The sequence below is a fragment of the Nitrincola salilacus genome (assembly GCF_046271865.1).
Lineage (GTDB): Bacteria > Pseudomonadota > Gammaproteobacteria > Pseudomonadales > Balneatricaceae > Nitrincola > Nitrincola salilacus.
The window spans coordinates 3,218,213-3,233,461 of record NZ_CP176580.1 but is presented as its reverse complement, the minus strand read 5'-3'; the positions used below and the strand labels follow the sequence as shown (position 1 = coordinate 3,233,461).

The following is a 15,249-nucleotide window of genomic DNA, read 5'->3' as shown; positions in this document are numbered from 1 at the left end:
TTCCGATACTGCTGTTGGTGTTATTGTTTATTGGCCAGTTGAAGCCGGTCTCGTAGAAAGTCGGTAAAGGCCGAGATACGGTTCGATAAGGTGGTATTGCGGTAATACACTGCCTGCACTAACTCTCTGTCATTAGGCGACAACACACTGCCCGGCAGAACTTCGATCAGGCTTCCTTGCTGCATTTCCTTGTTAATCATAAAGCCTGACAGTAGCGCAATGCCGTTACCAGCCAGGCACAAGTGCTTTAACACCTCACCACTGCTGGAATGCATGGCTGATCCCGGTGGAATAGTAAATACCTCACCGCTACTGAGGGCCCAGCTGTTCAGTGTGGTCGGCGGAGTAAATGCCAGCCAGCGCTGGTCAGCCAGGTCTGCCACGCACTGCGGTATGTTGCTCTGCGCCAGATAAGCCGGGCTGGCAACCAAGTGCAGCTTACTTCGCCCCAATAGTTTTGCATGCAGGTTTGAATCGGCCAGTCGACCAATGCGGATCGCGACATCTGTTCTTTTCTCAATTAAATCAATTATATTTTCACTGCCAATCAACTCGGGCTCAATCAGTGGATATTGCTGACGGAATTCTGCCATCAGTGGCACCAGTTGATGCAAAATGAAGGGTGTGGCGGCATCGATACGTAAACGGCCGGATGGGGTACCTTTGGCCAGCCGCAATTGCTCTTCTGCACTACTGATACTGTCCAGCCCGCCGCGGATACGCTGCACAAACAGTGCGCCTTCTTCCGTTAAGGTGACGCGTCTGGTGGTGCGGTTGAATAAACTGCACTGCAGCTCCGTTTCCAGTCGTTGGATAGCCCGCGAGGCCTTGGCAACCTGAATATTCAACGCTATTGCGGCCGCTGAAAATCCGCCGCTGTCAGCCACCGCCAGTAGAATTTCCAGCTCTTCTGTCTTTGATATTATAGTCATAATTGAGAAAGTAAATTGCTATTTATGGCATTTTTAACAATAGTAGCAAGCAGCATAATGCAGCGCAAATCAATATCACGGAGTTTGCATTATGCCACTAGCACTGTGGGCGCTAACGTTAAGCGCCTTTGCCATTGGTACCACCGAATTTGTTATTGTCGGCTTGGTACCTACTATTGCTCACGATCTGGGCGTTTCTTTACCCTCGGCTGGCCTGCTGGTCAGCTTATATGCACTGGGTGTGGCCATCGGCGCGCCAGTATTAACGGCACTTACCGGACGCTGGCCGCGCAAAGCCTTGCTGCTCAGTTTAATGGCACTGTTTATTGGCGGTAACCTGCTGGCCTGGCTGGCGCCGGGTTATCAATCACTGATTATTGCCCGCATTATTACCGGTTTAGCCCATGGGGTATTTTTCTCGGTTGGTTCCACCATTGCCACCAGTCTAGTCAGTAAAGATAAGGAAGCCAGTGCTATCGCTTTGATGTTCAGCGGTTTAACGGTAGCGTTGGTTACTGGTGTGCCACTGGGTACCTGGATAGGCCAGCTATTTGGCTGGCGGGCAACGTTTTTAATTGTCGCACTGCTCGGTGTTATAGCGCTGCTTGGCAGTGCCCTGCTGCTACCGGCCAAACTCAAACAAACAGCACCCGCTAGGCTAAGCCAGCAACTAAAAGTGCTGACCCAACCACGTTTACTGCTGGTATACGCCATGACAGCAGTGGGTTATGGCGGCACCTTTGTAGCCTTTACCTATCTGGCACCTATTTTAGAGCAGGTAAGCGGTTTTGCCCCCAACGCCATCGGCCTGATTATGTTGGTATACGGTGTGTCGGTAGCGGTGGGTAACATTTGGGGTGGAAAGCTGGCCGACAAACTCGGCCCAGTAAAAGCGTTACAAATTATCTTTGCTGCGCTGGCATTGGTACTGTTTGTCTTTAGCTTTACCGCCGGGAACTCCATTACTGCGGTGCTCACCGTGCTGGTATGGGGCGCCTTTGCTTTTGGCAACGTGCCTGGTCTGCAGGTCTACGTGGTTCAATTGGCCGAAAAATACACGCCGGATGCGGTAGATGTTGCCTCTGGCCTGAATATTGCCGCCTTTAACGTCGGTATTGCTATAGGCGCCGTTGTCGGTGGCGCTGTGGTTGACAACATGCGTCTGACGGACACCGCCTGGATTGGCGCTGTAATTGTCGTGCTGGCTCTGCTGCTGACCCGCTGGTCCGGTGCGTTGGATAAGCAGGCTGCACCACATAACGCTGTGCAAACAGCCTGAGCATATTTAGCCCTTAGTCTGATGTGTGTCTTACGGCCTGCAGATGCAGGCCATTGAGGCTGAAGGTACGCAGGGTCGCCCAACTGAATTGATCATCTGGTAATAAATCTTTTTGCATTACTGGTATCGTAACTTTGCTCTGCGCTATCGCGTCTGATATATTTTCGTTGTTATTTCTACCATGAAGGAGAATGTGATGATTGTAGTAACTACCCACCCGGTAAAGGCCGCGGCGTAGCTGAAACTGTTACCTTTTTCGCTTTAACCTGCCTTTGCCCGGTGTTTGTCGACCGGGATCTCTGAAAATCATTTAATTCGGTTTTTGTAAGCCGTTTACCAGAGCTCCTAACCATTTTTTACTGTGCGTGCAGTGTATTGCTGTGCGTAAAAGGAAATGAGATGAACTTACCCTCAACATTACAGCAACTTGGGTGGCAGGCGTTTTTTCAACAACAACTTAATCTTCAGGAATTTGAACACTGCGTTATTGCCCGTGTAATAGCGAATCATCGTAGCGGCTATGAGCTGGCGACAGAGCAAGGGCTGCGCAGCATAGCTATTCATCCTGCACTGCCCCAGATGGTCATTGGTGACTGGCTGCTGCTGGATGACCATGGACGCTTTGTGCGCTTATTGTCGCGAAAATCATTGTTTAAACGTAAAGCAGCTGGCAGCCAGCTGGCTGAGCAGTTAATTGCCGCCAATGTCGATACACTGCTGATTGTCTGCTCGTTGAACCATGATTTTAATTTAAGCCGGATAGAACGTTACCTGGCGTTGGCGCATGACAGCGGGGCAGAGCCGTTGCTGGTACTAACCAAAAAAGACCTGTGTCCAGATGCCGAAAGGTTACAGCAAAGGGTGCAGCAGTTAGATCCTTTGTTAGTGGTCGCAGCGGTTAATGCACTCGATAGTGATAGCTGTGACGAGCTTCGTCACTGGTACAAAGCCGGTAGCACTCTGGCCGTGGTGGGCTCGTCTGGCGTCGGCAAGTCTACTCTGGTCAATACGCTGACAGGCAACACTGAGCAGAAAACGGCAGCTATCCGTGATGATGACAGCAAAGGCAGGCACACAACCACGGCGCGCTCTATGCATTTTACTGAGGATGGCACTGTGCTGATTGATACACCGGGTATGCGCGAATTGCAGCTGACCGAGTGTGACGATGGCATTCGCCGTACCTTTTCTGACATTGACGAGCTGGCTACACAGTGCCGCTTTAGTGACTGTCAGCACAAAGCGGAACCGGGCTGTGCGGTGCGGCAGGCAATTGATGAAGGTACACTTGATGCACGACGATTAACTAATTTTCAGAAACTTAATGCTGAACAGGCTAGGAACACGGCATCGCTGCAGGAGCGACGTGCGGGGGAACGACAATTTAGCAAGATGGTGAAGGCAGTGGTGTCTACCAAGGCGAGGAGGAAATAGAGTAACTCTGATAAAGCCGCCCACAAGCGGCTTTATCAATCTAGGTTAAAGCTAATAAATGTCAGGGGCAAAGGGCAATACTTGACCCTGGGGATTTCGCAAATTTTAAAGGATTGGCTTTTATTGTCAGTTGTGCGGGATATAAAACAGATCTTGGTAAAACAAGGCGCTTATAACAAAACCCAGCATGAACGAATCCTTGCGATGTGCTGGATGCACAAATGAAATTACCCACCGATGTGGGTTGAGTTGTGTGTCTTGATCACACTGTTAATCAAGAATACGTTGCAACAGCTTCTTTACGGTTTCCGGCTCAAAGGGCTTGTCGACCAGTGCGTTCACACCACTTTGATTGATGTTGCTCAGGTGTGTCTCATTGGCCTCTGAGGTCACCATCAGGATCGGGATATGGGCGTGGTAGGCGGAGTTGCGTATGAACTCCGTCAACTGCAGGCCGTTCACTTCCGGCATATTGTAGTCTGTCACGACCAGATCTATGGTTTCCCGCTCCAGTATCTTGATCGCCTCTGAGCCATCATTGGTTTCGGTCATTAGGCGTATACCGAGATTGCCCAACACCTTTTGAATCATCTTGCGGGCCATGCGGCTGTCATCAACCACCAGTACGCGCAGATTATCCACATTGTAGTTTTCCAGCTCCAGCTCATCCGGTGACAGCAGATCCAGTGTGGCATTGATGGCAGCGCCAAGGTGTTGTCGGGTAAAAGGCTTGGGCAGGATCGCAACGGCGCCGGATTGTTTGAATACTTCCAGATGCCAGCGGCGGTTCTCGCTGGAAACCAGCATGAAGGGCAGGTCGGCCAGCTTGGGCTGCTGGCGTATCGACTTGAGCAGCTCTTCAGCTGAGCCGTCCGGCAGGTGAAGTGAGCTGATGATCAGGTCTGGGCGGACCTTGTTGATCTGCGCTATCGCTTCCTTGATGCTTTCAGCCGTATCAATCGCCATCACCTCCTCTTCCTGCAGCAGTTGCACGATAATTTTGCGCTGAACCTGAGAGGGTTCGACGAGCAGGATATGTAGATTGGAGGCTGAAATCTGTTGCATGCATCTATCTCGTTGTTGTTTTTATTGCTGAAATCAGTATAGCGCCTTTGTCAGCTTGCTTGTACCGCTTCCAAGAGCTGGTTCATGCGGTAACCCAGAGTATTTCTGCATCCTCCTTGCTCAGTGAGACGAGTGCATGCCCCATTTCGCAGTCATAATAGGCGCTGTCACCCTCATCAAGTTCCACAGGAGCATAAAACTCAGTATAGAGCACGATTCGCCCGCTCAGTACATAGAGAAACTCTTCGCCGCCATGTCTGACCCAGCCGTTATAATCGCTGAAGTCACGAGCTCTGACGACGGTTTTATAAGGGATCATCTTCTTTCCGGTCAATTGAGTGGCCAGAATTTCATGTTCATAAGTGGGGGTAGGATGAGGCTCGCCCTCACCCTTGCGCGTAATATCTCGTCGTCCTCCTCCGGGTAAGGCTTTGCTCGGTTGAGAAAAGAGTTGAGGAATATCGATACCCAGGCCTTTGACGAGCTTGCTCACCGCTGTAAAGGTGGGTGAGATCTGCTCATTTTCGATCTTGGAGAGAGTGGACCGAGCGAGTCCTGTGCGTTTGCTGGCCTCTTCAAGTGTCAGATTCTGACTGAGGCGAATCTGTCGCACACGCTGACCCAGCTGAAGTGGTTCAACCATGACTTCAGCTTTCTTGCTGCCATCTGCCTCGGATCCGGATTTTTCGACCCGTAAAAGATGGGGCTGGTCAGGCATCAGTGTGCTCCTTTGAATTGTTGGTGCAAGATATTGGTACTCAGAATACTACATGCAATCATCGGGGTGAACAAAGCCTCCCCGGCTTTCGTTAGGTTGAGGCCGGTATACAGACGCTCAGAGAATGACCAAGGTCGTATCAGGATTGTTAAATTTGCATCCGAGGCGTTTGCAATCAGCTGTTTTGCTGCTTATACTGCGCGCCTGTCTGAAGCCGATGCGTTTCAAGGCAGGGCGGAAGCCACGTTATGGTGGTTCTGCCGGTCCTCTCGCAATGATACACCGTGAACCTGGTCAGGCCCGGAAGGGAGCAGCCACAGCGGTCGACTCGTGTGCCGGGATGTGGCTGGTGGAGCCACCCCCATCTCCAGATTTTTCCCAATATTCAGTATTTCGTAAATTTCCGTAAATTTGTTCGCATTTTCTAAAGTTTTATCCCTGTTTCCGATGGTTCTTATTGTTGGAAAATGATAATATTCGCGCACTTTTTCAGTGGGCGAAATGGCCACATTTTGCCCGTCCTGTAACACACTTTGTGATAGGCAGATGAATAAAAAAATAAGCTTCACAATTCTCACTGGGCTCTTGCTGCTCGGCATGAGTGTGCCCGCTTTTGCGGCCGCTGGCCCGATTGATCTTACCTCTTCTGTACCAGGCATGATTGCCTTGGTTGTCTTTGTTTTTGCCTATGTTCTCGTCATGGGCGAAGAAAAACTGCATCTCCGTAAATCCAAGCCTGTGCTGGTGGCTGCCGGTATCATCTGGGCGCTTGTTGGCTGGGTGTATGTGCAGCAGGGGATGACCGGACTCCCGGAAGAGGCCTTCAGGCATACGTTGCTTGAGTACTCCGAACTGATGCTTTTCCTGCTGGTCGCGATGACCTATATCAATGCCCTGGAAGAGCGTCGTGTATTTGATGCACTCAGAGCCTGGATGGTGCAGCGTGGTTTCAGTTACCGCACACTCTTCTGGATGACTGGCTTTCTCGCATTCTTTATCTCACCTATCGCAGATAACCTGACAACAGCGTTGCTGATGTGCGCAGTGGTAATGAAGGTGGCAGAAGGCGATAAGCGCTTTGTTAATCTTTGCTGTATCAATATTGTTATTGCGGCCAATGCCGGTGGTGCGTTCAGCCCTTTCGGCGATATCACGACGCTGATGGTCTGGCAGGCGGGGCTGGTGCGCTTTGATGAGTTCTTTGCACTGTTTATTCCTGCACTGGTCAATTATGGCTTACCGGCCGCCATCATGAGTTTCTTCGTCGAAAACCGTAAGCCTGAACCTTCTGATGAGGTTGTGGAGCTCAAGCGTGGGGCGCGGCGTATTCTGGCGCTCTTCCTGCTGACCATCGCAACGGCTGTTGCCTGCCATACGCTGCTGCACCTGCCACCGGTTCTGGGTATGATGGCCGGTTTGGGTTATCTGCAGTTCTTCGGTTATTTCCTGCGCATGACATTGCCTGGTTCGCTGGCTAAAAAGCGTACTCAGGCCGAGCTGGCGGGAGATAAGGAGCGAATGAAGCGTCTGGGTAGTGTGGTGCCATTCGATGTCTTCAGTCGTGTTGCGCGAGCAGAGTGGGACACGCTGTTGTTCTTCTACGGCATCATCATGTGCGTTGGTGGTCTGGGCTTTATGGGTTATCTGGCAATGATGTCGGATATTCTCTTTACTCAATGGGACCCTACTTACGCCAATATTGTGTTGGGTCTGGTGTCTGCCGTGATTGATAACATTCCGGTGATGTTTGCAGTGTTGACCATGGAGCCGGATATGTCACATGGTCACTGGCTGTTGATTACACTGACAGCGGGTGTCGGCGGTAGCCTGTTGTCGGTTGGTTCGGCCGCAGGTGTCGCGCTGATGGGGCAGGCTCGAGGCGTCTATACTTTCTTCGGACACCTGAAGTGGGCACCGGTGATCATGCTTGGATATATTGCCAGTGTGTTGGTGCATCTGTGGTTGAATAAAGCGATGTTCAGTGTCTACTGAGCAGCGTTTAGCCCTGCTCGAAGTGAGAGACTGAGTGGCGACGTGAAGCTGGAACCGTGTTAGGATAACCGCTTTCAGAAACATCGGTTTCAAGGGTTGATACACGGATAATGAGCTATCAGGTACTGGCGCGCAAATGGCGTCCAAGACGCTTCACCGAGATGGTTGGGCAGGAACATGTGCTCAAGGCGCTGGTCAATGCGCTGGATGATGGTCGTCTGCACCATGCTTACCTGTTTACAGGGACGCGTGGTGTCGGCAAAACCTCAATTGCCCGCCTGTTTGCCAAGTCGCTCAACTGTGAAGTGGGTATCTCCTCAGAGCCCTGTGGCAAATGTACCGCTTGCCTTGAAATAGCCGAGGGTCGCTTTGTCGATCTGATTGAGGTCGATGCGGCCTCTCGTACCAAGGTGGAAGATACCCGCGAGCTGCTCGAAAATGTTCAATATGCACCCACCCATGGTCGATTCAAGATATACCTGATCGACGAGGTGCATATGCTTTCAGGGCACTCCTTCAATGCCCTGCTGAAAACACTCGAAGAACCACCTCCGCATATCAAGTTTCTGCTGGCGACTACCGATCCGCAGAAACTGCCTGTGACGATTCTGTCGCGCTGTCTGCAGTTCAATCTGAAAAACATGATTCCTCAACGGATTGTGGATCATCTGGCGCATGTGCTGACGGAAGAAAGTATTCCCTATGACGAGCCGTCACTGTGGCTGTTGGCAAGGTCTGCCGAAGGGTCGATGCGAGATGCATTGAGCCTGACAGATCAGGCGATCGCTTTCGGAGGAGGGCAGGTTAATGAGACAGATGTGCGGGCAATGCTGGGCACCATTGACCATCGCCTGGTATATCGCATCCTTGAGGGGTTGGCCGATCATGATCCGCATGCAGTAATTGAAACGCTGGCTGAGTTGTCTCGCTTCTCACCCGATTATCAGATGTTGCTGGGCGATATTGTCTCCCTGCTGCACCGCATTGCACTGGCGCAGATGTTACCGGATGCCATCGACAATAGTCTCGGCGATAAAGAGCAGTTGCTGTCGCTGGCAAGCCGTCTGCGGGCTGAAGAGGTTCAGCTCTATTATCAGATAGGTCTGGTCGGGCGCAAAGATATGCCTTATGTGCCGGATGCGCGTGAAGGGCTGGAGATGGTGCTGCTCAGAATGTTGGCTTTCCGCCCGGCATCTGTCCAGCCGCTGGCGGCATTCTCTGAGCTGAAACAGACTTCGGCATCTGCGCATACTGCCAGTCCTGCCGCACCGGCTGAGCACTCAGTCGAAACTGCCCCGAATACACCCGCTCAGAAGCCCTTTTCAGAACCAGGGTCAGAACCAGGGTCTGGACCAGAATCTGAGCCGGACCCTGTGGTAGACAAGCCGGCTCCGATGAAGCGCGATAGTGCTCCAGCAGATACACCAGCATCATCCGCTGCAGAACAGAATACCCCTCCCTGGGATGATGAGGTTCCGCCCTGGCTGGAACAGGAGGGGGAGGTAAGCAGCACAAAAAAGCCTGAACAGCAGTTTGATGCACCAGTGACGATGGTTATGCCGCCTGTCATGGAGGCGGTGCAGTCTCAGACTGCAAGCAGGATAGTGCAGGAACCGGTTACAGAGGAACCCAACGCACAGGCTCCGTATCAGCCAGAGCAAGCCGAAAAGTCGCCGGCCCCGGTGCCTGCCGAGCCAGAGCCGATTGCCCCGGATGAGGCCATCCCGGACATAGCAGCATTTCAGGTCCGTGACTGGGTCACGTTGGTTGATCGCACGGGACTTTCCGGCATGACGGCGAATATTGCCCGCAACCTGTCGCTGGAGCAGGTTGATGGCCATGAATTGGTGTTTCACTACACCTTGGAGCAGGAAGAGCTGATCAACGACACTCAGCGCACGCGTATCGTGGATGCACTGCAGCAGACCTTTGGGTGTGAGCTTCAGGTGGTATTCAAGCGTGAGGAACAGCGCCAGGAAACTCCCGCACGTTTTACCGCCAGGCGTCGTGCTGAGCGCCAGGCAGAGGCCGTTGTCTCGCTGAACCGTGACCCGATCGTACAGACATTGATTGAACAATTTGACGCCAGACTCGTCACAGAGTCAGTCATCCCGATAGATTCAGAGTGATTAAGAGGTAGCAGACCATGATGAAAGGTATGGGTAATATGGGCAACCTGATGAAACAGGCCCAGAAGATGCAGGAAGATATGCAGCGTGCTCAGGAAGAGATCGCCAAGACTGAGATTACCGGTGAGTCCGGTGCCGGTCTGGTGAGAGTCGTGATGAATGGTCGTCATGATGTGAAAAGCGTCGCCATCGATGACAGTCTGATGGAAGAGGATAAAGAGATTCTTGAAGACCTCCTGGCGGCCGCTGTGAATGATGCCGTACGTAAAGTCGAGCAGCATACGCAGGAGAAAATGGCGGGTCTGACCGGCGGTATGGGTCTGCCGCCTGGCTTTAAGATGCCGTTCTGATCCATGGCATTCAGTCCCTTATTACAGCAGTTGATCTCATCGTTGCGCTGTCTGCCCGGCGTTGGTCCGAAAACAGCGCAGCGTATGGCGCTGCACCTGCTGGAGCGAGATCGCGACAGTGCCCGTCAACTCGCGGCAGCGATGCTGGATGCCGTTGAGCGAGTCGGTGAGTGTTCGCGCTGCCGTACGCTGTCGGAGGAGCCTGTCTGCGAGATCTGTGCGGATGAGTCGCGTGATCACTCCATCATCTGTGTGCTGGAATCCCCGGTGGACCTGATGGTCATTGAGCAGACCGGCGGCTTTCAGGGCGTCTACTTTGTCCTTAAGGGGCACCTGTCACCGATTGATGGCGTCGGGCCGGATGATCTGGGGATCTCGCAGTTGATTGATCGGGTTGAACAAGGTGGAGTCAGTGAATTGATTCTGGCAACAAATCCGACCGTAGAGGGTGAGGCAACCGCTCACTATATAGCAGCTCAGCTTAACCACAGTGATGTCAGAATCAGCCGTATAGCCCATGGTGTTCCGGTTGGTGGTGAGTTGGAATATGTTGATGGTGGTACTCTGGCGCATGCGATGGCTGGACGACGTTCACTGAGGAGTGAGTCCTGATGCAGATGAACGATGCCGTTGATTGGCAACTGCTTGAACAAAGCGCCAGTAATCCGATCTGGATTGGTGATTCTGAAACACTGGCTCAGTATTGCAAAGAATGGTCACAATTGCCGCTGATCGCAATTGATACCGAATTCGTACGCACTGAGACCTTCTACCCGATTCCCGGTCTGATACAGGTGGGTGATGATAGCCACTGCTATCTGATTGACCCACTTAGCATCAAGGAGTTTGCCCCCTTTGTTGAGCTGCTGAAGAACCCTTCGGTGATCAAGGTGCTGCATTCCGGCAGCGAGGATCTGGAGCTGTTTCAGAACAGTTTCGGTGTTATTCCGCGGCCATTGTTTGATACCCAGATCGCCGCTGCCTTTATCGGCTGGGGCTTCAGCATGGGACTGCAGCGTCTGGTGCAGCATGCGTTGGGCATTGAGCTTGGCAAGGCGCATACCGTGTCTGACTGGTTAAAACGACCGCTGACTCAGGAACAGATCCATTATGCTGCGCTGGATGTTGCGTATCTGGCAGCCATCGCTCATCAGCAGATGCAACTGCTGCAGGAAAAGGGGCGCCTGGAGTGGTTTCGTCAGGAGTGTGAGGCACTGCGACGCAACTGTCTCGATGATGATCCACAGGGTAAGGTTTATTATCTCCGTTTCACCCAGATGAACTTGAGCGATCCTGAGCGCTTGGCAGGTTTGCGAGACCTGGCCAGTTGGCGAGAGCAGGTGTGCCGCAGCCGGAACCTGTGTCGTGCCCGTGTGCTGCGCAATGAGGTGCTGCTCGAGATCATCAATCGCTGGCCTGCTACTCTGGATGAATTGGCAGCCGTGCCGGATCTCTGGCGCCAGGCTGTGAACAGGGATGGTGCAGAGATTTTACAGGTGCTGGCCGATGCCGCTGAGTCTGCCAGACAGAACCCGCCGTTGCCGATCAGCTTGCCGGTTCATGTTTACTGGAACACCCAGTTGAAAAAGATGATGGCGATGGGGCGAAAGGTTGCAGCCGAGCAGGATATCCAGCCGGAAGTGCTGATTCGTCGTCGTGATGTCGAGAAGCTGATTAATTCGCGGGACGAGCAGGGCCGGTTTCATCTACCCGACTCTCTCGGTGGCTGGCGTAAACCGCTGGTTGGTGACCTGCTTTATGAAAAAGTCTGTGCCTTCGATGCCGAGCGCACAGGAAGTGAGAAGTAATTGCCATGCTGATATGTTCAATCTACAAAAGCTCCCGTAAAGATGAGATGTATCTCTATGTGGATAAAAACGACAAGTTAACGCGTGTTCCTGATCCACTGATGGATATGTTCGGCAAGGCGGTACATCTCATGGACATGCCGCTGACGGGCAAGCGTCAGCTGGCCCGTGTGGAGCTGGACAAGGTTGTGGAAGGGGTCCGGGAAAAGGGCTACTACCTACAGATGCCACCACCGCGTGAGGATTACATGCTGGATCTGTATCCTAACCGCCCTGAAAGCGGAGTACGTTAAGTTTGGCCTGGGAACCTTTCTGGCAGCGCAAAACTCTGGAGCAGATGACGCGTCGGGAGTGGGAGTCTCTGTGCGATGGCTGCGCGCTTTGCTGCTTGCAGAAAGTGGAGGACGAGGATGCCGAGGAGGTGTTTTACACCACGGTGGTGTGTCATTTGATGGATGGCCAGAATTGCCGTTGTACTCAGTATGAGCGCCGGACGGAACTTGTGCCCAACTGCGTGCAGTTGCGTCCTGAAGATGTATCGGAGTTTCACTGGCTACCACCAACCTGCAGTTACCGTCTGATTCATGAAGGCAAACCGCTGCCGGAATGGCATCCGCTGCTGACCGGCAAGAGCGACACGGTTATCTCCGCAGGTGCTTCCGTATTGAGCGTATATCAGGTGCGCGATAACGAGATCACAGACGATGAGCTGATAGATTACGTGATCGAAGATGCGGTGTTTTACAGAGGTTGAAGTCGTCTCTGTAAAACACGCTCTCTCCAGCAACACCTAGCTACACCTCTTACCCCCTCCAGTTTTACAAACCCCTTACCAAATGTTCAACTGACGATCGCTACTGAAGCGCGGCTGCGCGACAGTCGGAAAAGTATCAGTTTCATCAATCCCAGTGCGACCAGAACCGATATCATGATGCAGGTCGAGAAGGCGGCTGCCTGAGTGGTGAAGCCTGCCTGATCCAGTCTCAGTACCGATACAGCCCCGACACTCAGCGTTGGCGATATCAGGAAAATCACCGCAGACAACGTCACCATCGAACGCATGAACAGGAAGAAAAATACCGCCACCAGCGTCGTTGTCATGAAGGGTAGTATGGCATCACGCAGACTGTTCAGCACACCCCCGCCCATGCATGATACCGTCTCTTCAAGTGCCGGTGGTACGGCCCGGATGCCTGCCACCATGGTCAGGAAGCCTTGGGAGTGAAAGTGGTAGAAGTTACACAATGCGATCAGCAGTCCAGTACCATACAGCATGCCCAACATGGATCCTGGGGCATTGAACGACAACACATAGGAAAGCCCCAGCACCAAACCCGGGACACCGACTGGCAGAATCGCCAGCAGATAGACCGCCTTCGCATAGCGTCTGGGTAGGCGACGCTGTGCCATGACCAGTGCAAAGAGCGCAATCACCCCGATGATGGCTGCCTGGAATGAGACAATGAAAGATGTCCACAGTGGCGTAAAGCCACCCGACAGTGTGATGTTGTAGTTGGCCAATGTAAATTCCATGCGATAGGGCCACAGGCGCATGAAACTGGCATACACCACAGTCAGGACAATCATGAAGATTATCACGCCGACACTATGTACTACGGCGGCCAGTGGGATATCACGCAGAGGAACAAACTCACGGGCAACCGGAATGGCACTTTCGGAGCTGCCACCGAACTGACGTTGCGATGACACCTTCTCGATATATACCGCCACCAGTGTCGGTAGCAACAACATGATGCCGATGACCGCGCCCATGTTGAAGTTCATCTGTCCAACCACCTGGCTATAGATCTCGGTAGCCAGAACCCGATAGTTACCACCGATTACGGCAGCGTTACCAAAATCTGTGATCGTGACGGTAAACACCACAAATGCCGCACTGAGCAGGCCGAACTTGGCGTTGGGTAGCGTGATATCAATAAATTGCCGCCAGCGTGAAGCGCCCATCATCAGAGCTGCATCGTAATAACGGGAGTCTGAGTGACGCAGCGATGCCTGAATGATCATGACAGCCTGCGGCAGAGCATACATGCTGTTGGATATCAGCAGTCCCCAGAAGCCATAGATCTGAATATTCCAGCCGGTATACTGATTAATCACCCCGTTGCGCCCCAGCAGGAAAATCAAACCCAGCGCCTGTACCAGCGAGGGTGCCAGCAGGGGTAGTATCAGCGCGATGCGAATAAGGTACTGGCCGCGAATGGTTGTTCGCTGCATTGCATAGGCGATAGCAAAGCCCAGTGTCACGCAGAGCACTGTGGTGGCTGTGCTCATCACAAGGCTGTTAGTGATGACGGTCGGAATGTGCGACATACCAAGGACTTCGGTGTAATTGCTCAGTCCCAGGTTACCGTCACGTTGAATGAAGCTGCGTTTTGCGATCAGAAAAACGGGGTAGAGAAAGAACAGTATCAGACCTATCAAGGGTATGATCAGGGAGACGGAGAGTAAAAGCCTGTCTTCCCACTCCATGCGTCTGGCCGTGGCACGATCGATGGCGGCGGTTTTCAGATGCGTACCCATGAGCCGGCCTCCGGATCTACCTGCAGAGAGACGGCATCACCCTCTGCCAGCGAAGAAAAACGATGGCTCTCGGCAATCAGTTCCAGACCCTGCCAGTCAATCAGAATACGGCTGATATTCCCCAGGAAGGTGATCGCTTTGACGATCCCTTTGCCGGTTTCATCCTTCAGAATGTTCAGATCTTCCGGACGCAGTGATAACTGATATTGCACTTCATTGTCAGGTATGCCGGGAGACAGTGTTGGTAATGAGTGGCGAACCCATTCGGGATTCAGGAGATTACTGGTACCGACAAAATCTGCAACAAATCGTGTCTGGGGCCGGGTATAAAGCTCAACAGGGGTTCCTATCTGCTCTATAACGCCCTGATTCATGCAGACAATTCTGTCCGCCATGGTCAGTGCTTCCTCCTGATCATGCGTGACCATGATGGTGGGAATGCCAAGGCGGCGCTGTACATCCCTGATCTCCAGTCGCATCTCTGCCCGGACTCGCGCATCGAGTGCCGAGAGCGGCTCATCCAGCAGCAGTACTGCAGGGTCTACGGCCAGAGCGCGTGCGATTGCAACTCGTTGCTGTTGACCGCCGGATAATTGATGTGGGTAGCGATGTGCCAGTTCGGGCAGGCGAATCAGCTCCATCAGTTCGCGTACTTTGTTTTCGGTATCCTTCTGTGGCCACTTGCGTATCTTCAATCCGTAACCGATATTTTCTGCAACCGTCATGTTGGGGAACAGCGAATAGGATTGAAAAACGATGCCGAAACCGCGTTCTCTGGCCTGAACATGAGCAAGATCACGCCCGCCGAGTGACAGAGTGCCGCTGTCGAAGGGCATCAGGCCCGCAATGATGCGCAGTAAAGTGGTTTTACCGCAACCACTGGGCCCCAGCAGGCAGACAAATTCATTGCTGCCGACCTCAAGATTGATATCGTTCAATGCCAGAAAATGATCAAACGATTTTGAAAGATTCTTGATAATCAGATGCATGGCAGGAAATGC

General features: G+C 52.6%; 14 protein-coding genes and 1 other RNA gene. 10 read left to right on the top strand and 5 right to left on the bottom strand.

Annotation, left to right across the window (positions count from 1 at the left end; translation table 11 throughout):
- Positions 1-20 precede the first annotated feature (20 nt).
- Positions 21-932, bottom strand: a complete 912-nt coding sequence (locus tag ACK3CJ_RS15050; protein WP_409523031.1) for a LysR family transcriptional regulator — start codon at positions 930-932, stop codon at positions 21-23.
- Between the two features lie 91 nt (positions 933-1,023).
- Between ACK3CJ_RS15050 and ACK3CJ_RS15045 the strand changes: the two genes are divergently transcribed.
- Both ACK3CJ_RS15045 and rsgA read left to right on the top strand, forming a co-directional pair.
- On the top strand, positions 1,024-2,211 hold the full coding sequence (locus ACK3CJ_RS15045; protein WP_409523030.1) for an MFS transporter: 1,188 nt from the start codon (positions 1,024-1,026) through the stop codon (positions 2,209-2,211).
- Between the two features lie 399 nt (positions 2,212-2,610).
- Positions 2,611-3,645: a ribosome small subunit-dependent GTPase A gene (gene rsgA / locus ACK3CJ_RS15040; RefSeq protein WP_409523029.1), complete on the top strand. Its 1,035-nt coding sequence runs from the start codon at positions 2,611-2,613 to the stop codon at positions 3,643-3,645.
- A 270-nt stretch (positions 3,646-3,915) separates the two neighbouring features.
- On the opposite strand, the gene ACK3CJ_RS15035 is transcribed toward rsgA, so the two are convergent.
- Positions 3,916-4,710 carry a response regulator gene (locus tag ACK3CJ_RS15035; protein ID WP_409523028.1) on the bottom strand — a complete coding sequence of 265 codons (795 nt, stop codon included), beginning with the start codon at positions 4,708-4,710 and terminating at the stop codon, positions 3,916-3,918.
- 82 nt (positions 4,711-4,792) lie between these two features.
- Positions 4,793-5,353 (bottom strand): helix-turn-helix domain-containing protein, encoded by a 561-nt coding sequence (locus tag ACK3CJ_RS15030; protein ID WP_409526597.1) that lies wholly within the window; start codon positions 5,351-5,353, stop codon positions 4,793-4,795.
- Between the two features lie 333 nt (positions 5,354-5,686).
- Between ACK3CJ_RS15030 and ffs the strand changes: the two genes are divergently transcribed.
- The 8 genes from ffs to ACK3CJ_RS14990 all read left to right on the top strand — a co-directional run bounded on the left by ffs (position 5,687) and on the right by ACK3CJ_RS14990 (position 12,461).
- Positions 5,687-5,783: signal recognition particle sRNA small type (gene ffs, locus ACK3CJ_RS15025), an RNA gene on the top strand.
- Between the two features lie 191 nt (positions 5,784-5,974).
- Positions 5,975-7,420 carry a sodium:proton antiporter NhaD gene (nhaD, locus tag ACK3CJ_RS15020; protein ID WP_409523027.1) on the top strand — a complete coding sequence of 482 codons (1,446 nt, stop codon included), beginning with the start codon at positions 5,975-5,977 and terminating at the stop codon, positions 7,418-7,420.
- A 110-nt stretch (positions 7,421-7,530) separates the two neighbouring features.
- On the top strand, positions 7,531-9,549 hold the full coding sequence (gene dnaX / locus ACK3CJ_RS15015) for a DNA polymerase III subunit gamma/tau (protein ID WP_409523026.1): 2,019 nt from the start codon (positions 7,531-7,533) through the stop codon (positions 9,547-9,549).
- 17 nt (positions 9,550-9,566) lie between these two features.
- On the top strand, positions 9,567-9,899 hold the full coding sequence (locus ACK3CJ_RS15010; RefSeq protein ID WP_409523025.1) for a YbaB/EbfC family nucleoid-associated protein: 333 nt from the start codon (positions 9,567-9,569) through the stop codon (positions 9,897-9,899).
- Between the two features lie 3 nt (positions 9,900-9,902).
- The gene (gene recR / locus ACK3CJ_RS15005; RefSeq protein ID WP_409523024.1) at positions 9,903-10,511 is read left to right on the top strand and encodes a recombination mediator RecR; all 609 of its coding nucleotides are present in this window, start codon (positions 9,903-9,905) and stop codon (positions 10,509-10,511) included.
- On the top strand, positions 10,511-11,707 hold the full coding sequence (gene rnd, locus ACK3CJ_RS15000; RefSeq protein WP_409523023.1) for a ribonuclease D: 1,197 nt from the start codon (positions 10,511-10,513) through the stop codon (positions 11,705-11,707). Before recR ends, rnd begins: the two co-directional genes overlap by 1 nt.
- Positions 11,708-11,712: 5 nt before the next feature.
- On the top strand, positions 11,713-12,000 hold the full coding sequence (locus ACK3CJ_RS14995; protein ID WP_409523022.1) for a YcgL domain-containing protein: 288 nt from the start codon (positions 11,713-11,715) through the stop codon (positions 11,998-12,000).
- Between the two features lie 2 nt (positions 12,001-12,002).
- Complete coding sequence (locus tag ACK3CJ_RS14990; RefSeq protein WP_409523021.1) at positions 12,003-12,461, top strand: YcgN family cysteine cluster protein; 459 nt, start codon at positions 12,003-12,005, stop codon at positions 12,459-12,461.
- Between the two features lie 86 nt (positions 12,462-12,547).
- Here ACK3CJ_RS14990 and ACK3CJ_RS14985 read toward each other — a convergent pair whose 3' ends face one another.
- Complete coding sequence (locus ACK3CJ_RS14985; protein WP_409523020.1) at positions 12,548-14,248, bottom strand: ABC transporter permease subunit; 1,701 nt, start codon at positions 14,246-14,248, stop codon at positions 12,548-12,550.
- Complete coding sequence (locus ACK3CJ_RS14980; RefSeq protein WP_409523019.1) at positions 14,233-15,237, bottom strand: ABC transporter ATP-binding protein; 1,005 nt, start codon at positions 15,235-15,237, stop codon at positions 14,233-14,235. Before ACK3CJ_RS14980 ends, ACK3CJ_RS14985 begins: the two co-directional genes overlap by 16 nt.
- Positions 15,238-15,249: the final 12 nt, after the last annotated feature.

What these genes read in the sequence shown, in the direction of transcription:
- ACK3CJ_RS15050 (WP_409523031.1), bottom strand. Translation starts at nt 932, where the DNA reads ATGACTATAATATCAAAGACAGAAGAGCTGGAAATTCTACTGGCGGTG.
- ACK3CJ_RS15045 (WP_409523030.1), top strand. Translation starts at nt 1,024, where the DNA reads ATGCCACTAGCACTGTGGGCGCTAACGTTAAGCGCCTTTGCCATTGGT.
- rsgA (WP_409523029.1), top strand. Translation starts at nt 2,611, where the DNA reads ATGAACTTACCCTCAACATTACAGCAACTTGGGTGGCAGGCGTTTTTT.
- ACK3CJ_RS15035 (WP_409523028.1), bottom strand. Translation starts at nt 4,710, where the DNA reads ATGCAACAGATTTCAGCCTCCAATCTACATATCCTGCTCGTCGAACCC.
- ACK3CJ_RS15030 (WP_409526597.1), bottom strand. Translation starts at nt 5,353, where the DNA reads ATGGTTGAACCACTTCAGCTGGGTCAGCGTGTGCGACAGATTCGCCTC.
- nhaD (WP_409523027.1), top strand. Translation starts at nt 5,975, where the DNA reads ATGAATAAAAAAATAAGCTTCACAATTCTCACTGGGCTCTTGCTGCTC.
- dnaX (WP_409523026.1), top strand. Translation starts at nt 7,531, where the DNA reads ATGAGCTATCAGGTACTGGCGCGCAAATGGCGTCCAAGACGCTTCACC.
- ACK3CJ_RS15010 (WP_409523025.1), top strand. Translation starts at nt 9,567, where the DNA reads ATGATGAAAGGTATGGGTAATATGGGCAACCTGATGAAACAGGCCCAG.
- recR (WP_409523024.1), top strand. Translation starts at nt 9,903, where the DNA reads ATGGCATTCAGTCCCTTATTACAGCAGTTGATCTCATCGTTGCGCTGT.
- rnd (WP_409523023.1), top strand. Translation starts at nt 10,511, where the DNA reads ATGCAGATGAACGATGCCGTTGATTGGCAACTGCTTGAACAAAGCGCC.
- ACK3CJ_RS14995 (WP_409523022.1), top strand. Translation starts at nt 11,713, where the DNA reads ATGCTGATATGTTCAATCTACAAAAGCTCCCGTAAAGATGAGATGTAT.
- ACK3CJ_RS14985 (WP_409523020.1), bottom strand. Translation starts at nt 14,248, where the DNA reads ATGGGTACGCATCTGAAAACCGCCGCCATCGATCGTGCCACGGCCAGA.
- ACK3CJ_RS14980 (WP_409523019.1), bottom strand. Translation starts at nt 15,237, where the DNA reads ATGCATCTGATTATCAAGAATCTTTCAAAATCGTTTGATCATTTTCTG.